At 53.0% G+C, this 19,346-nt stretch carries 15 protein-coding genes; 8 read left to right on the top strand and 7 right to left on the bottom strand.

Going from position 1 to position 19,346, the window contains the following annotated elements; genetic code table 11:
• Positions 1–71 precede the first annotated feature (71 nt).
• From ACKJSM_RS08145 to ACKJSM_RS08125, 5 genes are read left to right on the top strand one after another with little or no spacing between them, the layout of a single operon-like run.
• Positions 72–890, top strand: coding sequence for an ABC transporter permease (locus tag ACKJSM_RS08145; protein WP_085612176.1), 819 nt, complete (start codon positions 72–74; stop codon positions 888–890).
• Positions 880–2,247 carry an ABC transporter ATP-binding protein gene (locus tag ACKJSM_RS08140; protein WP_236178020.1) on the top strand — a complete coding sequence of 456 codons (1,368 nt, stop codon included), beginning with the start codon at positions 880–882 and terminating at the stop codon, positions 2,245–2,247. The genes ACKJSM_RS08145 and ACKJSM_RS08140 overlap by 11 nt, the downstream gene beginning before the upstream one ends.
• 4 nt (positions 2,248–2,251) lie before the next feature.
• A complete protein-coding gene (locus ACKJSM_RS08135; protein ID WP_410237189.1) occupies positions 2,252–7,129 on the top strand; it encodes a glycoside hydrolase family 99-like domain-containing protein in 4,878 nt (1,625 codons plus the stop codon).
• Positions 7,130–7,189: 60 nt separating this feature from the next.
• The gene (gene cysC / locus ACKJSM_RS08130) at positions 7,190–7,783 is read left to right on the top strand and encodes an adenylyl-sulfate kinase (RefSeq protein ID WP_065257146.1); all 594 of its coding nucleotides are present in this window, start codon (positions 7,190–7,192) and stop codon (positions 7,781–7,783) included.
• Positions 7,780–9,165 carry an FAD/NAD(P)-binding protein gene (locus ACKJSM_RS08125; RefSeq protein ID WP_410237188.1) on the top strand — a complete coding sequence of 462 codons (1,386 nt, stop codon included), beginning with the start codon at positions 7,780–7,782 and terminating at the stop codon, positions 9,163–9,165. Before cysC ends, ACKJSM_RS08125 begins: the two co-directional genes overlap by 4 nt.
• Before the next feature lie 111 nt (positions 9,166–9,276).
• Here ACKJSM_RS08125 and ACKJSM_RS08120 read toward each other — a convergent pair whose 3' ends face one another.
• Genes ACKJSM_RS08120 through ACKJSM_RS08090 form a run of 7 tightly spaced genes read right to left on the bottom strand, consistent with a single transcriptional unit; the run spans position 9,277 to position 15,289 of the window.
• Positions 9,277–10,536 carry a hypothetical protein gene (locus ACKJSM_RS08120; RefSeq protein ID WP_236178023.1) on the bottom strand — a complete coding sequence of 420 codons (1,260 nt, stop codon included), beginning with the start codon at positions 10,534–10,536 and terminating at the stop codon, positions 9,277–9,279.
• Positions 10,517–11,011 carry a hypothetical protein gene (locus tag ACKJSM_RS08115; RefSeq protein ID WP_410237187.1) on the bottom strand — a complete coding sequence of 165 codons (495 nt, stop codon included), beginning with the start codon at positions 11,009–11,011 and terminating at the stop codon, positions 10,517–10,519. The genes ACKJSM_RS08120 and ACKJSM_RS08115 overlap by 20 nt, the downstream gene beginning before the upstream one ends.
• A 27-nt stretch (positions 11,012–11,038) precedes the next feature.
• Positions 11,039–11,419, bottom strand: coding sequence for a GtrA family protein (locus ACKJSM_RS08110; protein WP_410237186.1), 381 nt, complete (start codon positions 11,417–11,419; stop codon positions 11,039–11,041).
• 15 nt (positions 11,420–11,434) lie between these two features.
• Positions 11,435–12,382, bottom strand: a complete 948-nt coding sequence (locus ACKJSM_RS08105; protein WP_410237185.1) for an aldo/keto reductase — start codon at positions 12,380–12,382, stop codon at positions 11,435–11,437.
• Positions 12,379–13,116: a glycosyltransferase gene (locus tag ACKJSM_RS08100; RefSeq protein ID WP_236178027.1), complete on the bottom strand. Its 738-nt coding sequence runs from the start codon at positions 13,114–13,116 to the stop codon at positions 12,379–12,381. Before ACKJSM_RS08100 ends, ACKJSM_RS08105 begins: the two co-directional genes overlap by 4 nt.
• The gene (locus ACKJSM_RS08095; protein WP_236178028.1) at positions 13,113–14,270 is read right to left on the bottom strand and encodes an NAD(P)/FAD-dependent oxidoreductase; all 1,158 of its coding nucleotides are present in this window, start codon (positions 14,268–14,270) and stop codon (positions 13,113–13,115) included. The genes ACKJSM_RS08100 and ACKJSM_RS08095 overlap by 4 nt, the downstream gene beginning before the upstream one ends.
• Positions 14,270–15,289 (bottom strand): glycosyltransferase, encoded by a 1,020-nt coding sequence (locus ACKJSM_RS08090; protein ID WP_236178029.1) that lies wholly within the window; start codon positions 15,287–15,289, stop codon positions 14,270–14,272. Before ACKJSM_RS08090 ends, ACKJSM_RS08095 begins: the two co-directional genes overlap by 1 nt.
• Before the next feature lie 322 nt (positions 15,290–15,611).
• Between ACKJSM_RS08090 and ACKJSM_RS08085 the strand changes: the two genes are divergently transcribed.
• The 3 genes from ACKJSM_RS08085 (at position 15,612) to ACKJSM_RS08075 (ending at position 19,170) form a co-directional block, all read left to right on the top strand.
• Positions 15,612–16,649: an MraY family glycosyltransferase gene (locus ACKJSM_RS08085; protein ID WP_410237184.1), complete on the top strand. Its 1,038-nt coding sequence runs from the start codon at positions 15,612–15,614 to the stop codon at positions 16,647–16,649.
• Positions 16,650–16,729: 80 nt separating this feature from the next.
• Positions 16,730–18,724, top strand: a complete 1,995-nt coding sequence (locus tag ACKJSM_RS08080) for a polysaccharide biosynthesis protein (protein ID WP_236178031.1) — start codon at positions 16,730–16,732, stop codon at positions 18,722–18,724.
• A gap of 110 nt (positions 18,725–18,834) precedes the next feature.
• Positions 18,835–19,170 carry a ComEA family DNA-binding protein gene (locus ACKJSM_RS08075; RefSeq protein WP_236178032.1) on the top strand — a complete coding sequence of 112 codons (336 nt, stop codon included), beginning with the start codon at positions 18,835–18,837 and terminating at the stop codon, positions 19,168–19,170.
• The last annotated feature ends 176 nt before the right edge of the window (positions 19,171–19,346 follow it).

The following is a 19,346-nucleotide window of genomic DNA, read 5'->3' as shown; positions in this document are numbered from 1 at the left end:
CAAGTGATGGCAGGACGAGAGAGTTTGCTGAGGAATTTAAACTCCCTCGGATTTATTGAGGTTTTGAGACAATGCTGAACTTTTCTGCTTCGCCAAAGGAGATGCTCAATAGCATCTGGCGCAACAAAGGTCTCATCCGGGCGCTGGTGCAGCGGGAGATCGTTGGGCGTTATCGCGGGTCGATCATGGGCATGCTGTGGTCACTGTTCAATCCGATTGTGATGCTGGTGATTTACACATTCGTATTCAGCGTTGTGTTCAAAGCCCGATGGAGCGTCGATAGCAGTTCGAAAACCGAATTTGCGCTCATGTTGTTTGCGGGTCTGATCGTTTTCAATCTGTTTGCCGAGTGCATAAACAGAGCCCCGGGTCTGATTATCGGCAACGTCAACTATGTTAAGAAAGTGGTGTTCCCGCTGGAAATACTTCCATGGGTTACGCTTGGCGCGGCTATGTTTCACTTTCTCGTCAGCCTCAGTGTCTGGCTGATCGCGTATCTGATTTTCTTCGGAAAGCTTCAGTACACCATTCTGTTGCTTCCGGTATTTCTGGCTCCTCTGATCATTTTCGTTGTCGGCCTGGTGTGGTTTCTCGCCTCTATGGGCGTGTACTTGCGAGATGTCAGTCAGATCATCGGTGTCTGCACTTCCGTTCTGATGTTTCTGTCACCGATTTTTTATCCGATCACGGCGTTGCCTGAAGAATACCGGCATCTGCTCTTTTTGAACCCCCTGACCCCGGCAATTGAAGATACCCGGGCTCTGCTCTTCAGGGGCGAACTGCCAAGTCTGATTCATCTGGGTTTCTACTATATCGCTGCAGCTCTTGTCTTTTGGCTAGGATTTGCGTGGTTCCAAAAAACGCGTAAAGGGTTCGCCGATGTCCTCTAATACCGCCATTGCCGTCAACAACCTGAGTAAGTGTTTCCATATTTACGACAAGCCGAGAGATCGGCTGATGCAAATGTTCGCACGCGGCCGCAAGCAGTACTTTCGTGAGTTCTGGGCGCTGCAGGATGTTTCTTTCACCATCGACCGAGGCGAAACCGTTGGTATTCTCGGGCGAAACGGTAGCGGTAAATCGACGCTGTTGCAGATGATTTGCGGCACGCTCAATCAGACACACGGCGACATCATGACCCACGGTCGTGTCGCAGCCTTGCTGGAGTTGGGTTCGGGATTCAACCCGGAATTCAGCGGTCGCGAAAACGTGTACATGAACGCTGCGGTGCTTGGACTGACGCGCGCTGAGACCGAGTCCCGTTTTGCCGAGATCGAAGCCTTTGCGGAAATCGGCGAATTCATCGATCAGCCAGTCAAGACTTACTCCAGTGGCATGATGGTGCGTCTGGCTTTTGCCGTGGCGATCAACGTAGACCCGCAAATCCTGATTGTTGATGAAGCGCTGTCGGTCGGCGATGAACGGTTCCAGCGCAAATGCTTCGCGCGGATCGAGGCAATCAAGGCGAGTGGCGCGACCATTCTGTTTGTTTCGCACTCCGGTAGTGCCGTGATCGAACTGTGTACGCGTGCGATTCTGCTGGATAAGGGAGAGAAGCTCGCCGAAGGTGTTCCCAAGGTCATTGTCGGCCAGTATCAGAAGCTGCTCTATGCGCCTGCGGACAAAGTTGCGGAAATCCGCGAATCGATCAAGACCGGTGTACTCGAACGTCTTGAACTGCAGCGGGAGGCCCAGCGCACCGAGGTGGCGGTCGAGGCGTCGCAGGCGAAGGACAAAGGACTTGAGGAATACTTCGATCCTCATATCGTTTCCAAAAGTATGATGTCCTACGAGTCTCACGGCGTTCTGATCAGCGAGCCGCGCATCCTCAATGCGGTCGGTAAACAGGTTAACTGCCTCAAACGCGGTGACAGCTACCGCTATACCTATCGCGTCGCCTTTTCGACGGGAGCGGGGGCTGTTCGCTTTGGCATGATGATCAAGACGCTCACCGGTATCGAGATTGGTGGGGCGGCCAGTGCGGCGAGCGCGCAGGACGCCATTACCTACGTGGCTGCCGACGCTGAAGTCGATGTTGAATTCAAGTTCGAGTGCAATTTGAACCCCGGAACGTATTTCCTCAACTCTGGGGTGGTCGGTGTCGTAGGGGAAGAGGAGACCTATCTGCATCGTCTGATCGACGCCTGCCTGTTTCGTGTTCTGCCGGAAACTGCAATCACGGCAACCGGGACAGTAGATTTCAAATGTATCCCAGCTTTTACCATTTCAAGTGTTGAGCATAATTAATCTTATGGATCATAAACAAATAGTCGTAGTTTTGGGCATGCACCGAAGCGGTACGAGTGCCATTACGCGTGGTTTGAAAGTCCTTGGTGTGGATCTGGGCGATAACCTGTTGCCTGCCGAATCGGGCAATAACGAAAAAGGCTTTTTTGAAGACGCAACGATTACCGCTTACAACGAAGAGTTGCTGGCGGATCTGGGGCACGCCTGGGACAGTCTGCTTCCCATTCGCCGGGAAGAGCTGGATTCTCCGGTGGCGCAGAGCCACAAGGCGCGTGCAATCGAGCATCTGCGCGAGAAAATCAACGAAATCAAGTGTTTCGGCGTAAAAGACCCACGGATGTCCCGACTGCTGCCATTCTGGCAGGAGATCTTTGCCGAACTGGGTCTGCAGGTCAGCTATGTCATTGCTTTCCGTAACCCGATAAACGTTGCGCATTCGTTGGTCAAGCGGAACGAGTTCGAAGTTGAGAAAGGCTACTTTCTCTGGCTTGAGCACATGCTGTTCAGTATGAAATATAGCCAGGGAGCATCGCGTGTTTTTGTAAATTACGAGTTGATGCTTCAGGAACCCGAGAAGCAGCTGCGACGCATGTCTGAGTCGCTGGGGTTGCCGTTTGACCCGCAGGGCTCCGAGTTCCTGGAATATCAGAGCAACTTTCTCCAGCGGTCGCTGCAGCACAACAGCTTTACGCTGGACGAGCTCAAAAAGGATTCCGCAGTACCGGCCGATGTCTTGAACCTCAGCCTTCTGCTATTGGAACTCTCGCGTGATGAGCGTGCAGATGACCAAGCGGTCGTCAGCACTGTCAACAGCCTTTGCGAGGCGATGAACGAACGTTTGCCTGCCTATCGACTCATGCGTCGTTTCGATGAAAACAACGCTGATCTGAATGTGCAACTGAGGCTGAAAGAACAAAACATCACGACGCTAGCCGCCGACTACGGCGAACTTGATAAACGACACGAAGCGTTGAAGGCCGATTACTCAAACCTCGATGGACACCGTCGTTGGCTCGAGACTGAGTATGGTGTTTTCAAGACGTCTCTTTCAGACGCGGAGCTATCAATTGAGAGCCTTGAGGCTGACCTGCGTCGTTATTCTTCTGGACGCTTTTTGCTGAAATCCCTTGTCTCGCGCATTGCAGAGCGGTTCGGTCTTCGCTATCGAGATGATCATCCGGCTCAGAGCGAGCTGTTCGATGCCGCTTACTACCTCAGTACCTACGAAGATGTTCGGGCGGCGGGTGTCGATCCGTTGCAGCACTATCTTGAGCAGGGCTGGCGTGAGGGGCGTGACCCGTCGGCAGGATTTTCCACCAAGGCCTATCTCGACAACTATCCGGACGTGCGGTTACGCCGTATCAATCCGCTGATCCATTATTTGCGCCACGGGTACTACGAAGGCCGGTCGATCCACGACACCAAAGGTCGTAACTACCATCTATCCCGCAAGGTCGGTCGCCATCGCCTCGCCATACAACTGTTGAATCTGGTTGCGCAACAGCCGCAGCTGCTCAGCCGTTTTGTACGCGAAGCTCGCCGTGGCGGTTTGCGTCATGCACTGGCTATTGCAGTCCGCAAGCTCAAGCTCAGCCAGAAGCGACTGGCGTTGAATCAGGTTTCAAAACCGCTTGGCGACGCCGCATTGACTGAGTACGAAGTACTCAAAGTGGTGCCTTACTACCTGGATCCTTACCTGCCAGAGGCACCAACAACAGCGCCTGGAATGGTTGCCGTTCATCTTCATTTGAGCGGTGAGCAATTGTCGGCCCAATGGCTCAGCTACCTCAAAAATGTCCCGGTCGAATTCGATCTGTTCATTTCTCGCAGCAGCGGCGATAGCTTGAAGTTTGACGATAGAGCGTTGCGTGCAGCAGTGCCTCTGTTGCGCAAGTTGGTCGTTGAGGTTGTCCCCGGGCAGGTTGGAGCGATTGCTGCGCTGATTGTCCAGTTCGGCAGTCGATTGAAAGCTTACGACGTAATAGCGCACTTCCATGACGAAGCCGGCAGCGACGATAACGATAACGGTTCCGGGTTGAAAGAGCGCCTGGAGCTACTATGCGGTTCCCCTGCCAATGTCGGGCAGATTCTTCAATTGCTCGGTGGGGACGCGAAGGTTGTGTATCCCGTCGACACCCGACCTGAGTCTGCCATCTACCACCAGGCTGGCTGGACTGATACCGGAAACGTGATTGCCACGGCTCTGGAAAAGTACCGCGAGATCGATGCGACTACTTTCCCGAGTGCGCAATTCCCTCGAGTCGGGCTGTTCTGGGCACGGGTTGGCACTATCAGTGACCTGCTGCAGTTGCCATTGCAATTCGAGCACTTCGCGAGTAATGAAGACGCCGTTGCCGGTGATCTGCTGAGCCGTTCGCTGGAACGCCTGGTACTGGTCAATACAACCACCAGTGAGGGACGTAACTATCAGTTGGAAGCTCCGCAGATTTCGCACGAGCCCCGGGAGTATTACGAGCCACAGGTTGATTACTCTGCGAGCATCACACACGACACCATCAAGGTGCTGGCGTACTACCTGCCGCAGTTTCATCCGACACCCGAGAATGATGAATGGCACGGCACCGGATTTACCGAGTGGTACAAAGTCCGTTCGGCCAATCCGTTGTTCTATGGTCATTATCAGCAACATGTCCCGCACGAGGACATCGGTTACTACCATCTGGACGGCCCGGCCAGGTTGGAACAGCAGGCTGAAATGATGCAGAAGTCAGGTGTCCACGGCCTGATTTTCTATCATTACTGGTTCACCGGAAGAATGATCCTTGAGAAGCCGGCACAAATGCTGCTGGATAATCAGCAGATCGATATGCCGTTCTGTTTCTGCTGGGCTAACGAGAACTGGACTCGCCGCTGGGATGGTAACGAGGCGGAAATCCTGCTGGGGCAGGTCTATTCGAAAGAAGACGCCCGCGGCTTTATTCGCTATCTCATTCCGTTCTTCAAAGACGAGCGCTATATCAAAGTAGATGGCCGTCCGATGTTGCACGTGTATCGTCCGTCCTCGATCGAACATATCGACGACTACCTGGCTGTGTGGCGCGAAGAGTGCGAGCGCGAGGGTCTCAAGGCGCCATATATGGTGGCGACGCTGACGCGCGGTGCGACAAATCCGCAAGACCATGGCATGGACTCTGCCGTCGAACGGGTACTGCATGACTGGACTGCCGACGCGGTTCAGGACACTCGCAGCCAGTTGCGCCCTTACTGGCCTCTGGAAGGTAACGTCATTAACTACAGCGAAGTTGCCGATCACTACATGGGGCAGGATCTGGGCAAGGATTTCACGCTGTTCCGGTCGCTGGTTCCAACCTGGGATAACACTGCTCGTTACGGTAACCGGGCGTACGTGCTTAACCACTTCACTACGGAAAAATTCCAGAGCTGGATGGAGTTTCTGGTGGATTACTCCGAGCAGCACCTGCCTGAAGATCGCCGCTACGTAGTGGTAAACGCCTGGAACGAATGGGCTGAGGGGGCGCACCTTGAGCCCGATACCCGCTTTGGTTACGGCTACCTCAACTCCATCGGACGGGCGTTGTCCGGCCAGTCCTTTTCGGCGACCACCGATTGTGTCCTGCCAGCAGAATTGAAGCTGAATGTGGTGCTGACACCTGAAGCAGTGGCACGCCTGGAGGCTGAACCTGAGTCGCGTCGCAAGTTCCTGGCATGCCTTGCCAGTTCAGATGCGTTCAAAGCTTGCTCGGTTTCTTTCGAAAACCCAGAGCTTCACCAGACGTTGCAGGCGCAAGGTGTCAAGATCTCCGGGCTTGCGCCTGCCGAATGCGACTTCACGTTGCAGTTCAGCGATATTTGCCTGTTCCCTGCAACGGCCATCGAGTCGTTGCTGAAAATGGCCAAGCGGCACAAGGGGTATTCCGTGTCGGCCAGTCTGCGAAACGATCCATCGTTTGTGCAGGGTGAAAGTACTGTCAACTTCAGTATCGAGCCTGATCAGGTTGCCTGCATGGAGTTGCGTCCGAATGCACCGACGATCGGCTACAAGATCTGCTGTGAGGCCTCATGTTTCCGACTGCTGCCGGATAACGGCATCCAAGGATCATCGCTCGACACGGTATCGACCATCGTGCGTTACCACCGTCGTGGTGACCGTGCATCGCTGATCAATGCACTTCTTTCGTTGGTCGCTCAATCCGGTAGTCAGGTTTTGCCTGTTCTGGCCATCCAGGATATGGATGACCAGGAAATCGCAATTCTTGAAGCGCAGCTCGCTCAACTGCCGTGGAATGAGCATTGTGCTCCGGTGATTCGCCGTTACTTCTCGACGGAGCAAGCGCCGGATTTGCGCTCGTTGATGTTGAACGATGCGCTCAAGGCAGTCGGCAGTGGTTACGCAGCATTTCTTGATTATGACGACATGCTGTTTCCGTGGGCTTACAGCTCACAACTGGAACAGATTAAGTCCAGTGGCAAGAATGCAACCTTTGCACGTGTCTACTCCACCATGGTGGATGCGGCGACTGGTTGCATCGTCAAGCGTGACAAGATTTACGATTACGGTGATAACTACCGTGATTTCATCGAGCATAACCACGCGCCGCTGCACAGTTTTCTGCTCGATCTGAACAAGTGCGATCTGGAAGCAGTCACCTACTTCGATGATATGAAGTACATGGAAGACTACTATCTGACCATGCAGTTGTTCACGCGCGACGGTACCGATTGGGCGTCACTGCGTTCCTGTGATTTTATCGGCGATTACATTCACCGGATCGGTTGCGATACCCATACGCTTGCGCTGACTGATGAGCAACAGCGTGCGGACTTGCTGGCTAGCGAGTCTTACCGGATCTGCGAGGCTCGCATCAAGGCCCTGCGTGATCGCCTGTTGCCCCACGCTTAGAGCAGAAGGCCCGCCAGTTGCTGGCGGGCCTTGTAGTCTGATTCGAATAAGGTTAATCGTATGAGCAAGGATCTGGTTTTTCACGCTACCGCCATCAGTGCGTCGGCAAGAGCTCAGGTAAAGGGGCAAAAACCGGCTGTTATCTGGCTGACGGGTTTGAGTGGCTCGGGCAAGTCGACGATCGCCAATGCTCTGGAGCAGGCACTCGTGGCCAAGGCCCGGCACACATTTCTGTTGGATGGCGACAACTTGCGCATGGGTTTGTGCAAGGATCTGGGTTTTACCGATGCTGATCGGGTCGAGAATATTCGACGTGTTGCAGAAGTGTCGAAGTTACTCATCGACGCCGGGTTGATCGTGATTACCGCGTTCATTTCCCCGTTTCATCGTGATCGCGCCATGGCGCGTGACGTCATCGGCAATGAAGCATTTGTCGAAGTCTTTATCGACACCTCGCTGGAAGAGTGTGAGCGACGCGATCCGAAAGGACTTTACAGCAAGGCAAGGGCGGGCCAGATCAAGAACTTCACCGGCATCGACTCTGCCTATGAGGCGCCGGTCAATCCGGATATTCGCATCAACACCGTTGCCGAAGACCTGTCCGAATCCATCGCAAGAGTGCTGGAATATCTGGATAAAAGGTTTGATCAATGAAAACCCTCGTCATCATTGGCGCTGGTTTCAGCGGAGCAGTAACGGCAGCACAATTCTTGCGTCGCTGCCCCTCCGATGTCCGAGTCGTACTCATCAACCGCTCCGGGACCATGGCGCGAGGATTGGCGTACGGCACCAACAGCCCGTTACACCTGCTCAATGTGCCTGCGGGGAATATGAGTGCGGACGTCGATGATCCTGAACACTTTCTGCGCTTCTGCCAGGCGAGGGATCCTGCCTGCACGGCATCGTCATTCATTCCACGCAAGATTTATGGAGAGTATCTGACGTCGGTTCTGGATGATGCCGAAAAGCATTGCTCGAAGAGCGTGCGGTTGGAACGACTAGTTTCCGAAGTGCATTCAATAAAGGCACAAGGTGCGCAAGGCGTTGTTGAGTTGGCCGGCGGTGAAAAAGTTATCGCGGATCGAGTGGTGCTCGCGTTTGGTAACTTTTCACCTGTTGATCTGGATTGTTTTACATCTCACGTTGAATCTGATCTTTATGAATCTGACCCTTGGGCGATCAGTAAAGCAGCCACTCCAGATGTCGACTTACCGATTCTGCTTGTGGGGGCCGGGCTAACCGCGCTCGACGTTGCGCTCGGACTGATACATGAAGGGCATCGGGGGCCAATTCATATGCTCTCGCGTCGCGGTTTGTGCCCTGCTCCTCATCGTGCAAGCCGTAACGCTGAGCTGCTGTCTACGGACATCGTTGCTAAGTTAATGAGCACTGCGTCAACCGTACGTAGTTACATGCGGGTAATTCGTACTGAAGTCGATTTGTGTGAGCAGCGGGGTGTTGACTGGCGAAATGTTCTGGGTGCATTGCGGCCCATTACTCCTACGTTGTGGAAACGTCTGCCCAACGTCGAGCGTCAACGGTTTCTGCGGCACCTCCAGCCTTATTGGGATGTTCATCGCCATCGAGTGGCCCCGGAGGCGTACAGCCGCTTCGAGAGGGCTCAGTCGCGCGGGCAAATTCGCTCAATAGCGGGACGGATCAAGGCTGTAACAACTTGTGCAGAAGGCATGAATATTGATATTCAAGCAAGAGGCGAGCAATTCGTTACAAGCTTGAAAGTCGCCAAAGTCGTAAATTGTACAGGACCTAACACCAATCTTAGGCGGGTTGAGGATCGTTTGATCCTACAGCTGGAGCGCGATGGTCTTTTGAAGGTCGATGCGTTAAACCTTGGGTTGTGTGTTAGCAGTGAATTGGCCGTGCTAAGTCAGGAGGGAAAGGCGTCCGATTGGTTGTTCTATATAGGGCCTATGTTAAAGGCGGACTATTGGGAGGCTACCGCTGTACCAGAGTTGCGTCAGTATGGAAAAGTATTGGCGTTAAAACTGATTGCGGATTTTGAGCTGGGTTCTTGACTGAATGGTTTGCTTATAGATACCCATCGCCCATTCCCTCCGTTTATCCCTTTATATGTACCGAACACCTGTTAACCAAGTGTTCGGTACATGAAACTCTTGATCGAGGGGTTATTTCGAAGGGGTAGGCAGCACGCAATGACTGCGCTGATCAATGAGTTCTTTAATGAGCAGGCAAATCAACATTAGGCTTATCATGTCACCTGTCAATAGAACCCTGTAGCCCGATTCATATGCTGTCGGAGAAAGACCTACCAGAGTCGTAACTGCGGTATGCAGGAGCAGGAAGAAAGTGGCGAGATAGAAGCTCGCGTCATTTTCTAACAGTTGTTTCATGATGTAGATCATGCTGACAAGCGAAAGAATACTAAGCGTGTAGGACAAAAAGTACTCTAGGCCGAGTCCTGTGCTTGCGTAGCGCAGGGAGTAATACTCATTTGTTCCTATGTTGAAGATGTTAGAAAAAATACTTCCTTGGAATACTCCGATCGCCATCAATACAAAGGCAATTTTTTTGAATTTGAATTGTTTTTGAAAGGCAAGCATCGTTATTAGTATTCCGATCGCTTTTGGATATAGATTTCTTGTGTCGGTGTAGTGGGCGTTGAAAACATCAAAGCCAGTCGAGATTTTCTTTATTATATTGTAGTCATTGAATTCTGGCATGTAGCGCAATTCGGAGACGAGGCGCAGGTAGTTCCCTGGGGCAGTGATAAGAAACGCAAATCCAATGGCAACGATTACCAGTAGTGTGCTTCTATATGCTAATGAACTCTTTTTGTCCCATAATAAAGAAACGGTAAACAGTGCGAGTGTTGATATGCCGGCCTGCTCGGACTGCGATGCGATCAGTGCGAGAGGAATGGCGAGAAATTTCTCGGGGGTAGAGAATAACGAGGGGCGCATGAATGTTGCGCATACAAAAACTGCTGCTGAAATCGGCAGCAAGTAGTTATAAAATCCGGTCACGTAATATATGGTGGTGTCGAGGATGTTATGGCCTGTTAACAGCATTAAAGCCATGCAGATCGGAATGCCATAGCGGAAGTCGATTGTCTTGGAAAAGAAAACTCTCCAGGTGGCGTAGATGCTAAGTAGCAATAAAGTAGGTATTGCCAGTTTCCAGAACGCAGAATAGGCGATCGTGGTGTACATGACTGCTTCAATAACGATCCTACCTGTCCAGGCGTTGTAGCGCCTGGCTAAATAGTGGAGCGGTGATTCGCCTGATGTGGCAACTGATAGAAAAGTTACATCGTCGGAAAAAGGTTTGAGTTCCAGAGTTAGAAAGAAGTACAAGTAGAACAAGGCAATAAATAACACAAAGGCCAGTGTCTTTTGGGTGTTGGAATCAATTTGCTGTGCAGACATTTTCGCCTCCGTAGTGAATTAAGCCCTTCGAGTCTTCAATGAAGATTTTTACTTTTTCACCGTACCGCTGGCTCAGGTTGCGCCCTATTGCAGATGCGTAAAAACCGTGCAAGTGGAAATCACTGTGAATTTTTAGAAAGTCACTGACATCTTTTCTTTGCAGACGCCGTGTTGTCAGCTTTATAGAGCCGCCTGGCCCGGTGGCAAATAGGTGGATTTTTGTCGCGCTGTCAGGCCGGTCCAATAGTGCCCAGCCATTTACAGTTATCCAGTATTTTCCAGTTGTGCACTGATCAAAGTTAACCTTCAGTGCGGGAATATAATTTTCTTCTGGTGGGAGTGGTGCAGGGATAGTTGTGTTGTTGGCAATAAAAAAAATAACACCAACTGCCATGGAGAGCAGAAGAGCTAAGCCATAACTAAGCGGTGAGAACAAGGCGTTTGTGACGCGCTTGTTGATGGGGTTGGTCGGCACTTGTTGTGTCCTTGTGTAGTGTCTTTTTTAATCGATATCTGTTTTTTTGTTGAATACAAATTTTTTGTTCAGCGTGTAAAAGCTGATGGTGTAAGAAATCATGGCAAATACTTGCGCGATTTTCGGATCCAGGCCCGCCAGGCGATACCCGGAGATCAACACCAGCTGGTTGATTCCAAAAGCAATGCCGAAAGCAATAATGAACTTCGGTATCGTGCTTCGATCAGTGGTGGATTGGTTGAACACAAAAGTCTTGTTGAGGATGAACGCGGCTATCAAGGCAATGACATAGCCGATGGCGTTCGCATAGGAAGGGTTCATGTCCAGCAATGTGACAAGTAGCAGGAAAACGCCATAGCCGATGGCCGTATTGGCGACGCCTGCAAATATGAATTTGAGCGGTTGCATTGTCAGCGAGTCTTCCTAGTCGGACGGTAATTCTTCGAACAGTCGAGTGAAGACTTTCTGCCCTGTACTTGTGTCTGCTTGTGCTTGCAGCGATTTCCAATAGTTGAGGGTATTGTCTAATTGGTCGGTGTTTCTGGGGCCAATGACGATCCCGGACAGCGACGGGTTTACAAAGGAAGCGGCGAGGGCCAGTTCGTTGAGCGTTGTGGGTCTTGGTTCGAATGCGTGCGGCTCGTTGAGGAAGTCGACGAGCTTCTGTGTAAACGCCTGAGGAATATTGATGTTGCGCAATTCCATCGAACTGTTTGTCTTGGTCGCTTCGGTCTTCAGGCCGCCAAGATTGATACCGTAGGCCAGATACTTCGCATCGGGGAACCAGGCTTCGTAGGCTGCGCGAGCAGCATGGGTCTTGAGGTTCTCTTTGACCTGAATGGCCCACTTGCGAGAGAGCGACGGATCGGCCTTGTAATAAAGCTCGGGATGTCTGATACCCGAAAGACCGATACCGAGACCCTGCTGTTCAAGTCTGGACATGGCCTCGACGGTATCTGCAATGGTCGCGCCGTCGATGTCGTCCTCTGCGCGATTGTCCCAGTGGATCGAAACGCAGGAAAGTGCCGAGCCAAATTGACTGTGCAGGGTACTCGATGCGCGATCTATATCTTCCGGGCTCAGACTGACTTCAGGCGAGCCCATATTGTCCTTCGAGCCGATTTTGACAGTCAGTGCGAGTTTCGAACTGGTGTTTTGACTGACCCAGTCAGCAATCCAGCGAACAGCGAGACCGAAGTCCTCCTGACGCTTGTTGATAGGGTAGTTCGTCGCGGTGTCGACCATTGTTCCGCCGCTGAGCAAAAATTGCTCGAGCAACTCATACGCCTGGGTACGTTCAATACCCCAGCCCCAGAGGGCGGTACCCAATACCAACTGTTTATGGTCTGGCGAAAGATTCGAGTTCTTCATGCTTCACGCTTTGAGTTGTTCAGGCGCTGGCGCAGGGAAAACATCGCTTTGAGGTACTCGATGGTCAGTTTGAGCACTTTCACCTTCGAGTTCGGGTCGTCAGTCCAGGTGACCGGCAAGTCCATCACGCGGTATTTCAAGTGTTCGCCGGTGATCAGCAACTCGGTTGCAAAAAACCATCCGTCACTGTTGGCGCCTGTCTGCATCAAAGGGGCGAGAACACTGCGCTGGAGAAATTTGAACCCGCACATCCCATCGCTGAATGATGTTCGGAAAATCAGTTTGACGATGAGGTTGAAGCCAAAGCTGGTCACGTTTCTGAGAGGTTTGCGTCCGATGACCCTGGCGCCTTTGGCCAGGCGCGAGCCTGTCACAATATCTGCCTTGTTGGCTTTCAGCGCTTCTAGCGCCGGGCGCAGGTGGCTCAAGTCGGTGGCCAGGTCGAGATCCATGTAGCCGACGATGTCGGCGCTCGATTGCGTCCACGACGCTTTGAGCGCACGACCGACTCCGCGCTGTTCAAGGCGCAGGTAGCGAACGTCGGAAAGGTTTTTTTCCAGCTCCAGAGCAATCTCTTGAGTTCGGTCGGTGGATCCATTATCCGCGAGGACAATGCGAATGGTGCCGATATCGCTCAGGTTGGTTTGAATATAATCGTGGGTTTTACGAACCTGCTCGGCCAGCGTTGACTCTTCGTTCAGGACCGGGATGGTAATTTCAATCAGCGAATTCATTGTGATTGCTCGGAAGAAGTGGTTTGCGCGCCGGACAGGTTTTCAGTCTCGAGCTTTTCCAGCACGTCATAAATATTGTCGATCTTGCCACCCAGGATGGAATAACAGCCCGGAAGGGTTTCGTGTTTCTCGAACAAAATAGGTCGGCCATCGTCACCTTCATTTTTGCTGAGAATGGTTTTGACCTCAAAGAGTGAGTCGACGTATTCCGAGTCCAGTACTGAAGGCAAGTAGCGTCCAATGTCGCGGATCATTCGATCGACCCGGGTATCCCTTTGATAGCTGTCCAGCTTTTGATAGGGATTGGTATTGGGGTCATCGGCCCAGTGCAGGTGAGGCGTGTAACGAACATGCGAAACCGTATGCAAGCCACGAGCTGGAAAGGGCATAACGGAAAAGAACGGTCCATCCATTACGGTGATACCCAGCTCGCTGAGCGCTGGCGGCATTCGCATGAGCGCCATTTCGGTGATTTCCTGTTTCAGCGCAGTGCGAGTACCAGGAAAGTCGCCGCCAAACTGGTTCAGGCCACTGTAGGTGCAGTTGAAGACGTATCGAGCGCTGATCTGTTCCCGGTCTTTGCCTTCGGGAGCCAGGGTAATGTTCAGCGATTGATTCGGGCTGTTGGCAATGGCTACGGCCTGGGTATTCAGGCAAATGCGGACACCGCTCTCCTGCAGTTCACGTAACGCCCATCTGGCGAGTTGGGTCGAGTCAAATGCGTACTCTTCTACCAGAAAAACCTCTTCGATCAGCCGAGGCTCAAACAGTGATCGAAGTGCAGGGCTGGCCAGCTCGATTTTTGCCCCGATTTCCCTGTAGAAGCGTTCGAACTGGTTCGCAGTAACCTTCGAATTTCGTCGCGCGATCGCATACAGCTTGGTGAAGTCTTGTTTTACAGCTTCAGGCCAGTCTTGAACGAATTTCGGAAGGTTGACCCGGCTGCGGTATGCCGTAGTGAAACTGCGCGGGTAGTGGTAGCCATTGTGTACGCGAGCCTGATTGTTATAAGAGGCCCGGCTCAACAGCGAAGATTCACGCTCGATAAGCGTGACCTGTTTCATGCCGCGTTGTCTGGCAAGGTAAACCGCGATCGCTGCGCCGTAGAACCCTCCTCCGATAACGACCGCATCCTGCATATTGGTCGTCGACATCACGCCACTCGGCCTGAGGAGGATGGTGGCGTCTCAGGCGATGCGACTTCTTCGATATTCAGCTTTTCACGGCGGGTTATGCGCGCACTGGTGAACTCTTGGGCAATATGATACAGCGGCCCTTCATTGGTCAGGCTGGTCATGTGCAGGATGTATTCACCCAATACCAGGAGCACCAGCGAAATCAGGAAAAACATACCGGATTGTTGTAAGGAGAGACTGATCCAGCCCGGTGCAATATCTGTTTTGAGAAAGGCGCTGGCGACAACATAAAAGCTGTAGATGAGATTCGCGACTGCTCCAAACAGCGAAAGGGAAGTGACCAGACGCATGGGCGCCCGAGTGGTCGACACCAACAGGAGCATGCCTCGATCAATACTTTCGCGTAGTCTTTTTTTCTGGGTAACTCGGGGGCTGGAACTGTAATTCAGATTGGCACGGGCAAAACCGCCTGTCGCCGGGAGGTGGCGATAGGTTACCGACGGTTGAGGGTGCTGCAGGATGAAATTGATGACGCGCTTGCTGAGCACCCGATACTGCGGCGCCTCGGTGGCAAGATGTATACCGTTGAACGATTTGTAGACTTTGTTGAAGACCGAATAGGCGACTTCGTAAGCGAGACTTTGTGCGGGCTTCTGTTTGTTCTTGGCGAAAACCACGTCTGCACCGCTGACTGCCTTGTCGAGCATTTCAGGCAAGAAAGCGATGTCATCAACGAGCGGATCGATCACTGCGACGAAATCGCCCAGAGCGTTTTCCAGGCCAGCCCACGATGCGGTATCGGCATCGACTTCTTTGGTCAGCGCATAGACTTGCAGGTTGGGCAGGCCGTTTTCGCCGGTCAGGCTTTTCAATATCGATATGCTGTCGTCATCCGAAGCATTATCGACAACTATAAGTTCGTAGTCGCTAACGAGCGTGGACATCCGTTCAACTGCGTCTGCCAGGATACTTCCAATATGGTTTGATTGGTTGCGCACTACAAAGACAACCGAAAGAAACACCGGAAAAAATGCCATTTAAAGTCCCTCGAGACGTCGGCCATCGGCTGTCGTCCATCATTTCGAAAAAAAAGCCCGTAATCTTAATCTGCAAGGTAGGTCGCGTCACCCTTTTCGTTCATGGTCTTTTGCAGGAAAACCTGCAAAAACAGCCCGTCCGCTGTACGCATCGCTCGCTGTCAGACATCCGAGGGACATTCCGTCGTGTATCCTTAGCGGTTTTGATGCACCGAGCGCGGTCTGCCGCCGACTCCCCTTATTTGCCTGCCTCACTTGTTTTCATCAAAGAGAGCAGGGGGCATTACGTGCGACAGTTTTATTTTTTGGAGTGATGTACTCGATGATTTTCTGGTGGCTCATACCTGCTATCTGCGGTCTTTCGTTTGTATTGACTGCCGGCCTCCGCCGATATGCGCTGGCCCGCAGCATGCTCGACGTGCCGAATGATCGCAGCTCTCACACCGTTCCCACTCCGCGTGGCGGTGGAGTATCGATTGTGGTGACCTTTTTGTCTGGCCTGGTGGCAATGTGGGCAGCAGGGCTGATCGATTCAGGTTTTTTCCTGGGTGCTGCCGGTGCGGGCGGTTTGGTGGCTGTTATCGGCTTCATGGATGATCATGGCCATATTGCGGCTCGCTGGCGTCTGCTCGGCCATTTTGCTGCGGCGGCCTGGGTGTTGTGGTGGACCGGCGGGCTGGCACCGGTGGAAGTGTTTGGTATGACCTTCGATCCAGGCTGGGTTGGCGATGTCTTCGCTCTGTTCTATCTGGTATGGATGTTGAACCTTTACAACTTCATGGACGGGATCGACGGCCTGGCCAGTGTCGAGGCAATCAGTGTCTGTGGTTCAGCCTGTCTTCTCTATTGGATAAACGGTCATGAGGGCTTTGTCTGGGCGCCATTGCTGTTGGCGATGTCGGTTCTGGGGTTTCTGGTCTGGAATTTCCCTCCGGCAAAAATCTTCATGGGTGATGCCGGAAGCGGATTCCTGGGGATCACTCTGGGGGTCCTTGCATTGCAGGCTGCGTCGCTCAGCCCGGATCTCTTGTGGGCATGGCTGATCTTGCCGGGTGTGTTTATCGTGGATGCGACGTTTACATTGCTCAGGCGTTTGCTGCGAGGCGAGAAGGTGTATGAGGCTCACCGAAGTCATGCCTACCAGTATGCCTCGCGGGTGTATGGACGGCATCTGCCGGTGACCGTTGCCGTGGCGTTGATTAACGTGTTGTGGCTGCTGCCGATTGCCATCGCTGTGTTAGTGGCGGGGCTGGATGGTATGGCGGGCCTGATAATTGCTTACGTGCCATTGCTGGTTTTGGCCGTGAAGTTCCATGCGGGCGAGTCCGAAGTCAGAGCGACACAGGGCAAGGACTGTTAGACAAAATCCGTCTGGTCTCCAATTATTACGTACAATGAAGGCGGATTAAGTAGGCCAACGTGCCTGGTCGGTTGAGGTTTATGGATAAATTACGCGCCTTTTTGTTAGGTTTGCCACGCAGGCAAAAACGACTGATTCAAGTTGCCACAGATGTGTTTCTGGTCTGGGGGTCTCTTTGGCTTGCGTTCATCGTCCGGCTTGGCATCGACGATATGTACAACCCGCTTAAAGTACATTTCTGGTTGTTCGTCAGTGCCCCGATCGTTGCAATCCCGCTTTTCATTCGCTTCGGAATGTACCGTGCAGTCATGCGTTACTTCGGTAACGATGCGCTGATCGCGATCGTCAAGGCCGTCAGTCTTTCATCGCTGATCCTGGCGCTGGTGGTTTACTGGTACAGCAATCACGAGGCCGTGGTTCCCCGCTCTATTATTTTCAACTACTGGTGGCTGAGCCTCGTCATCATTGGTGGTCTGCGCCTGTGCATGCGCCAATACTTCATGGGCGACTGGTTTACCGCAGCCCAGCACGTGCCCTTCACCAACCGCGACGACGGGCTGACCAAAGTGGCAGTGTACGGTGCCGGCGTGGCGGGCAATCAACTGGTTGCGGCACTGCGCATGGGCCGGGTGCTGCGTCCCGTGGCGTTCATCGATGATGATCCGGGTATCTCGGACCGCTCGATTTCCGGGCTGCAGGTCTACAAGCCCAAACATATCCAGCAAATGATCGACGTGACCGGTGCCCAGGAAATTCTTCTGGCGCTGCCTTCCTCGACACGTGCCCGTCGTCGGGAAATTCTCAACCTGCTGGAAGGTTTTCCGCTGCACGTTCGCAGCGTTCCCAACTTTACTGACCTGGCCAGTGGCCGGGTAAAAGTCGAAGACATTCAAGAAGTCGATATTGCCGACCTGCTGGGGCGTGACTCAGTGCCGGCTCAGCCGGATTTGCTCGAACGCTGCATCAAGGGCAAGACGGTGATGGTCACCGGCGCAGGGGGATCCATCGGTTCTGAACTGTGCCGGCAGATATTTTCGTTGCAGCCGACGACGCTTCTGCTGTTCGAACATAGCGAATTCAACCTCTACAGCATTCTCTCGGAACTCGAGCAGCGTGGCAGTCGTGAGTCGACGCCTGTTCGTTTGCTGCCAATTCTCGGCTCGATCCGCCATCAGGACAAACTGCTGGATGTGATGAAAACCTGGAAGGTCGACACCGTTTACCACGCGGCGGCCTACAAGCATGTGCCGATGGTCGAGCACAATATCGCCGAAGGCGTGTTGAATAACGTGATCGGTACGCTCAATACGGCACAGGCGGCGTTGCAGTCGGGCGTTTCGAATTTCGTTCTGATCTCGACCGACAAGGCCGTTCGTCCGACCAACGTCATGGGCAGTACCAAGCGTCTGGCGGAGCTCACGCTTCAGGCGTTGAGTCGAGAAGTCGCGCCGGTGTTGTTCGGCGACAAGGCCAACGTCTCCCGGGTCAACAAAACCCGCTTCACCATGGTCCGTTTCGGCAACGTGCTGGGCTCGTCCGGTTCGGTGATCCCGCTGTTTCACAGCCAGATCAAGTCCGGCGGTCCGCTGACGGTCACCCATCCGAAAATCACCCGCTACTTCATGACGATCCCGGAAGCCGCGCAACTGGTGATTCAGGCGGGCTCCATGGGGCAGGGCGGCGATGTGTTCGTGCTGGATATGGGCGAGCCGGTGAGAATCGTGGAGCTGGCCGAGAAAATGATTCATCTGTCTGGTTTGAGCATTCGTTCCGAACGCAATCCGCAGGGCGATATTTCCATCGAGTTCACGGGGTTGCGTCCCGGTGAAAAGCTCTATGAAGAACTGCTGATTGGCGACAACGTTGCCGCGACGCCGCATCCGATGATCATGACCGCCAGTGAAGATCACTTGCCATGGGATGTGTTGAAAACACGCCTGGGTGAACTACTCGCTGCTGTGGACGCCGATGATTATTCTCGCGTCCGTCAACTTCTGCGTGAAACCGTCAGCGGCTATACCCCCGACGGCGAGATCGTCGACTGGATCTACCAGCAGCGCCGCCTCGAACCCTGATTGTTTCACATCCTGTAACGGACACGTTTTTGACAGGCTCCCATCATCGCCTAAGTTTGGAGAGCAGCTTCGGAAAAGCTGCTTTCTCAATTGATGATGGAGCGTCACATATGCGTACCGGATATTTCTACTCCCTGATTTTTGCCTTGCTGACCAGCGCCTCGATCGCCGCAGTTGCTGCGCCTCTGGCTTCGTCGGAGGCGAACAAGGCGCCCGTGGTGATGGACGCGTCAGCCACTTCTGAAAATCAGAAGGTCGATCTGAACGGTGCCGACGCGGCCACTCTGCAAAAGGAACTGGCAGGCGTGGGCGAGGCCAAGGCGAAAGCGATTGTTGCTTATCGTGAAACAAACGGGCCGTTTGCATCCGTGGATGAATTGCTGGAAGTGAAGGGTATCGGCAAGGCGATCCTCGATCGTAATCGCGACAAGCTGGAAGTGAACTAAGCTGATTGTTCAACGCCAAGGGGCCGGTCATTGACCGGCCTTTTTTGCTTTCAGGTTCATGGAAACGTCGAAGGAGGATGATTGCCTTTCCGTCGGATAATGGAAAATTACGACTATCATATTGCCTTTGTATTATGCCTATAATAATTTCAGTCGCCCCTGAAGCCTCTGCTTTT

Source organism: Pseudomonas sp. PHC1 (assembly GCF_046487845.1).
Classification (GTDB): Bacteria; Pseudomonadota; Gammaproteobacteria; order Pseudomonadales; family Pseudomonadaceae; genus Aquipseudomonas; species Aquipseudomonas sputi.
Note: the sequence above shows the minus strand (reverse complement) of the source record. Positions and strands in the feature narration are given on the sequence as shown.

Excerpts from the sequence above, each read along its gene's own strand:
- ACKJSM_RS08145 (WP_085612176.1), top strand. The coding sequence starts at position 72 with ATGCTGAACTTTTCTGCTTCGCCAAAGGAGATGCTCAATAGCATCTGG.
- ACKJSM_RS08140 (WP_236178020.1), top strand. The coding sequence starts at position 880 with ATGTCCTCTAATACCGCCATTGCCGTCAACAACCTGAGTAAGTGTTTC.
- ACKJSM_RS08135 (WP_410237189.1), top strand. The coding sequence starts at position 2,252 with ATGGATCATAAACAAATAGTCGTAGTTTTGGGCATGCACCGAAGCGGT.
- cysC (WP_065257146.1), top strand. The coding sequence starts at position 7,190 with ATGAGCAAGGATCTGGTTTTTCACGCTACCGCCATCAGTGCGTCGGCA.
- ACKJSM_RS08125 (WP_410237188.1), top strand. The coding sequence starts at position 7,780 with ATGAAAACCCTCGTCATCATTGGCGCTGGTTTCAGCGGAGCAGTAACG.
- ACKJSM_RS08120 (WP_236178023.1), bottom strand. The coding sequence starts at position 10,536 with ATGTCTGCACAGCAAATTGATTCCAACACCCAAAAGACACTGGCCTTT.
- ACKJSM_RS08110 (WP_410237186.1), bottom strand. The coding sequence starts at position 11,419 with ATGCAACCGCTCAAATTCATATTTGCAGGCGTCGCCAATACGGCCATC.
- ACKJSM_RS08105 (WP_410237185.1), bottom strand. The coding sequence starts at position 12,382 with ATGAAGAACTCGAATCTTTCGCCAGACCATAAACAGTTGGTATTGGGT.
- ACKJSM_RS08100 (WP_236178027.1), bottom strand. The coding sequence starts at position 13,116 with ATGAATTCGCTGATTGAAATTACCATCCCGGTCCTGAACGAAGAGTCA.
- ACKJSM_RS08095 (WP_236178028.1), bottom strand. The coding sequence starts at position 14,270 with ATGTCGACGACCAATATGCAGGATGCGGTCGTTATCGGAGGAGGGTTC.
- ACKJSM_RS08090 (WP_236178029.1), bottom strand. The coding sequence starts at position 15,289 with ATGGCATTTTTTCCGGTGTTTCTTTCGGTTGTCTTTGTAGTGCGCAAC.
- ACKJSM_RS08085 (WP_410237184.1), top strand. The coding sequence starts at position 15,612 with ATGATTTTCTGGTGGCTCATACCTGCTATCTGCGGTCTTTCGTTTGTA.
- ACKJSM_RS08080 (WP_236178031.1), top strand. The coding sequence starts at position 16,730 with ATGGATAAATTACGCGCCTTTTTGTTAGGTTTGCCACGCAGGCAAAAA.
- ACKJSM_RS08075 (WP_236178032.1), top strand. The coding sequence starts at position 18,835 with ATGCGTACCGGATATTTCTACTCCCTGATTTTTGCCTTGCTGACCAGC.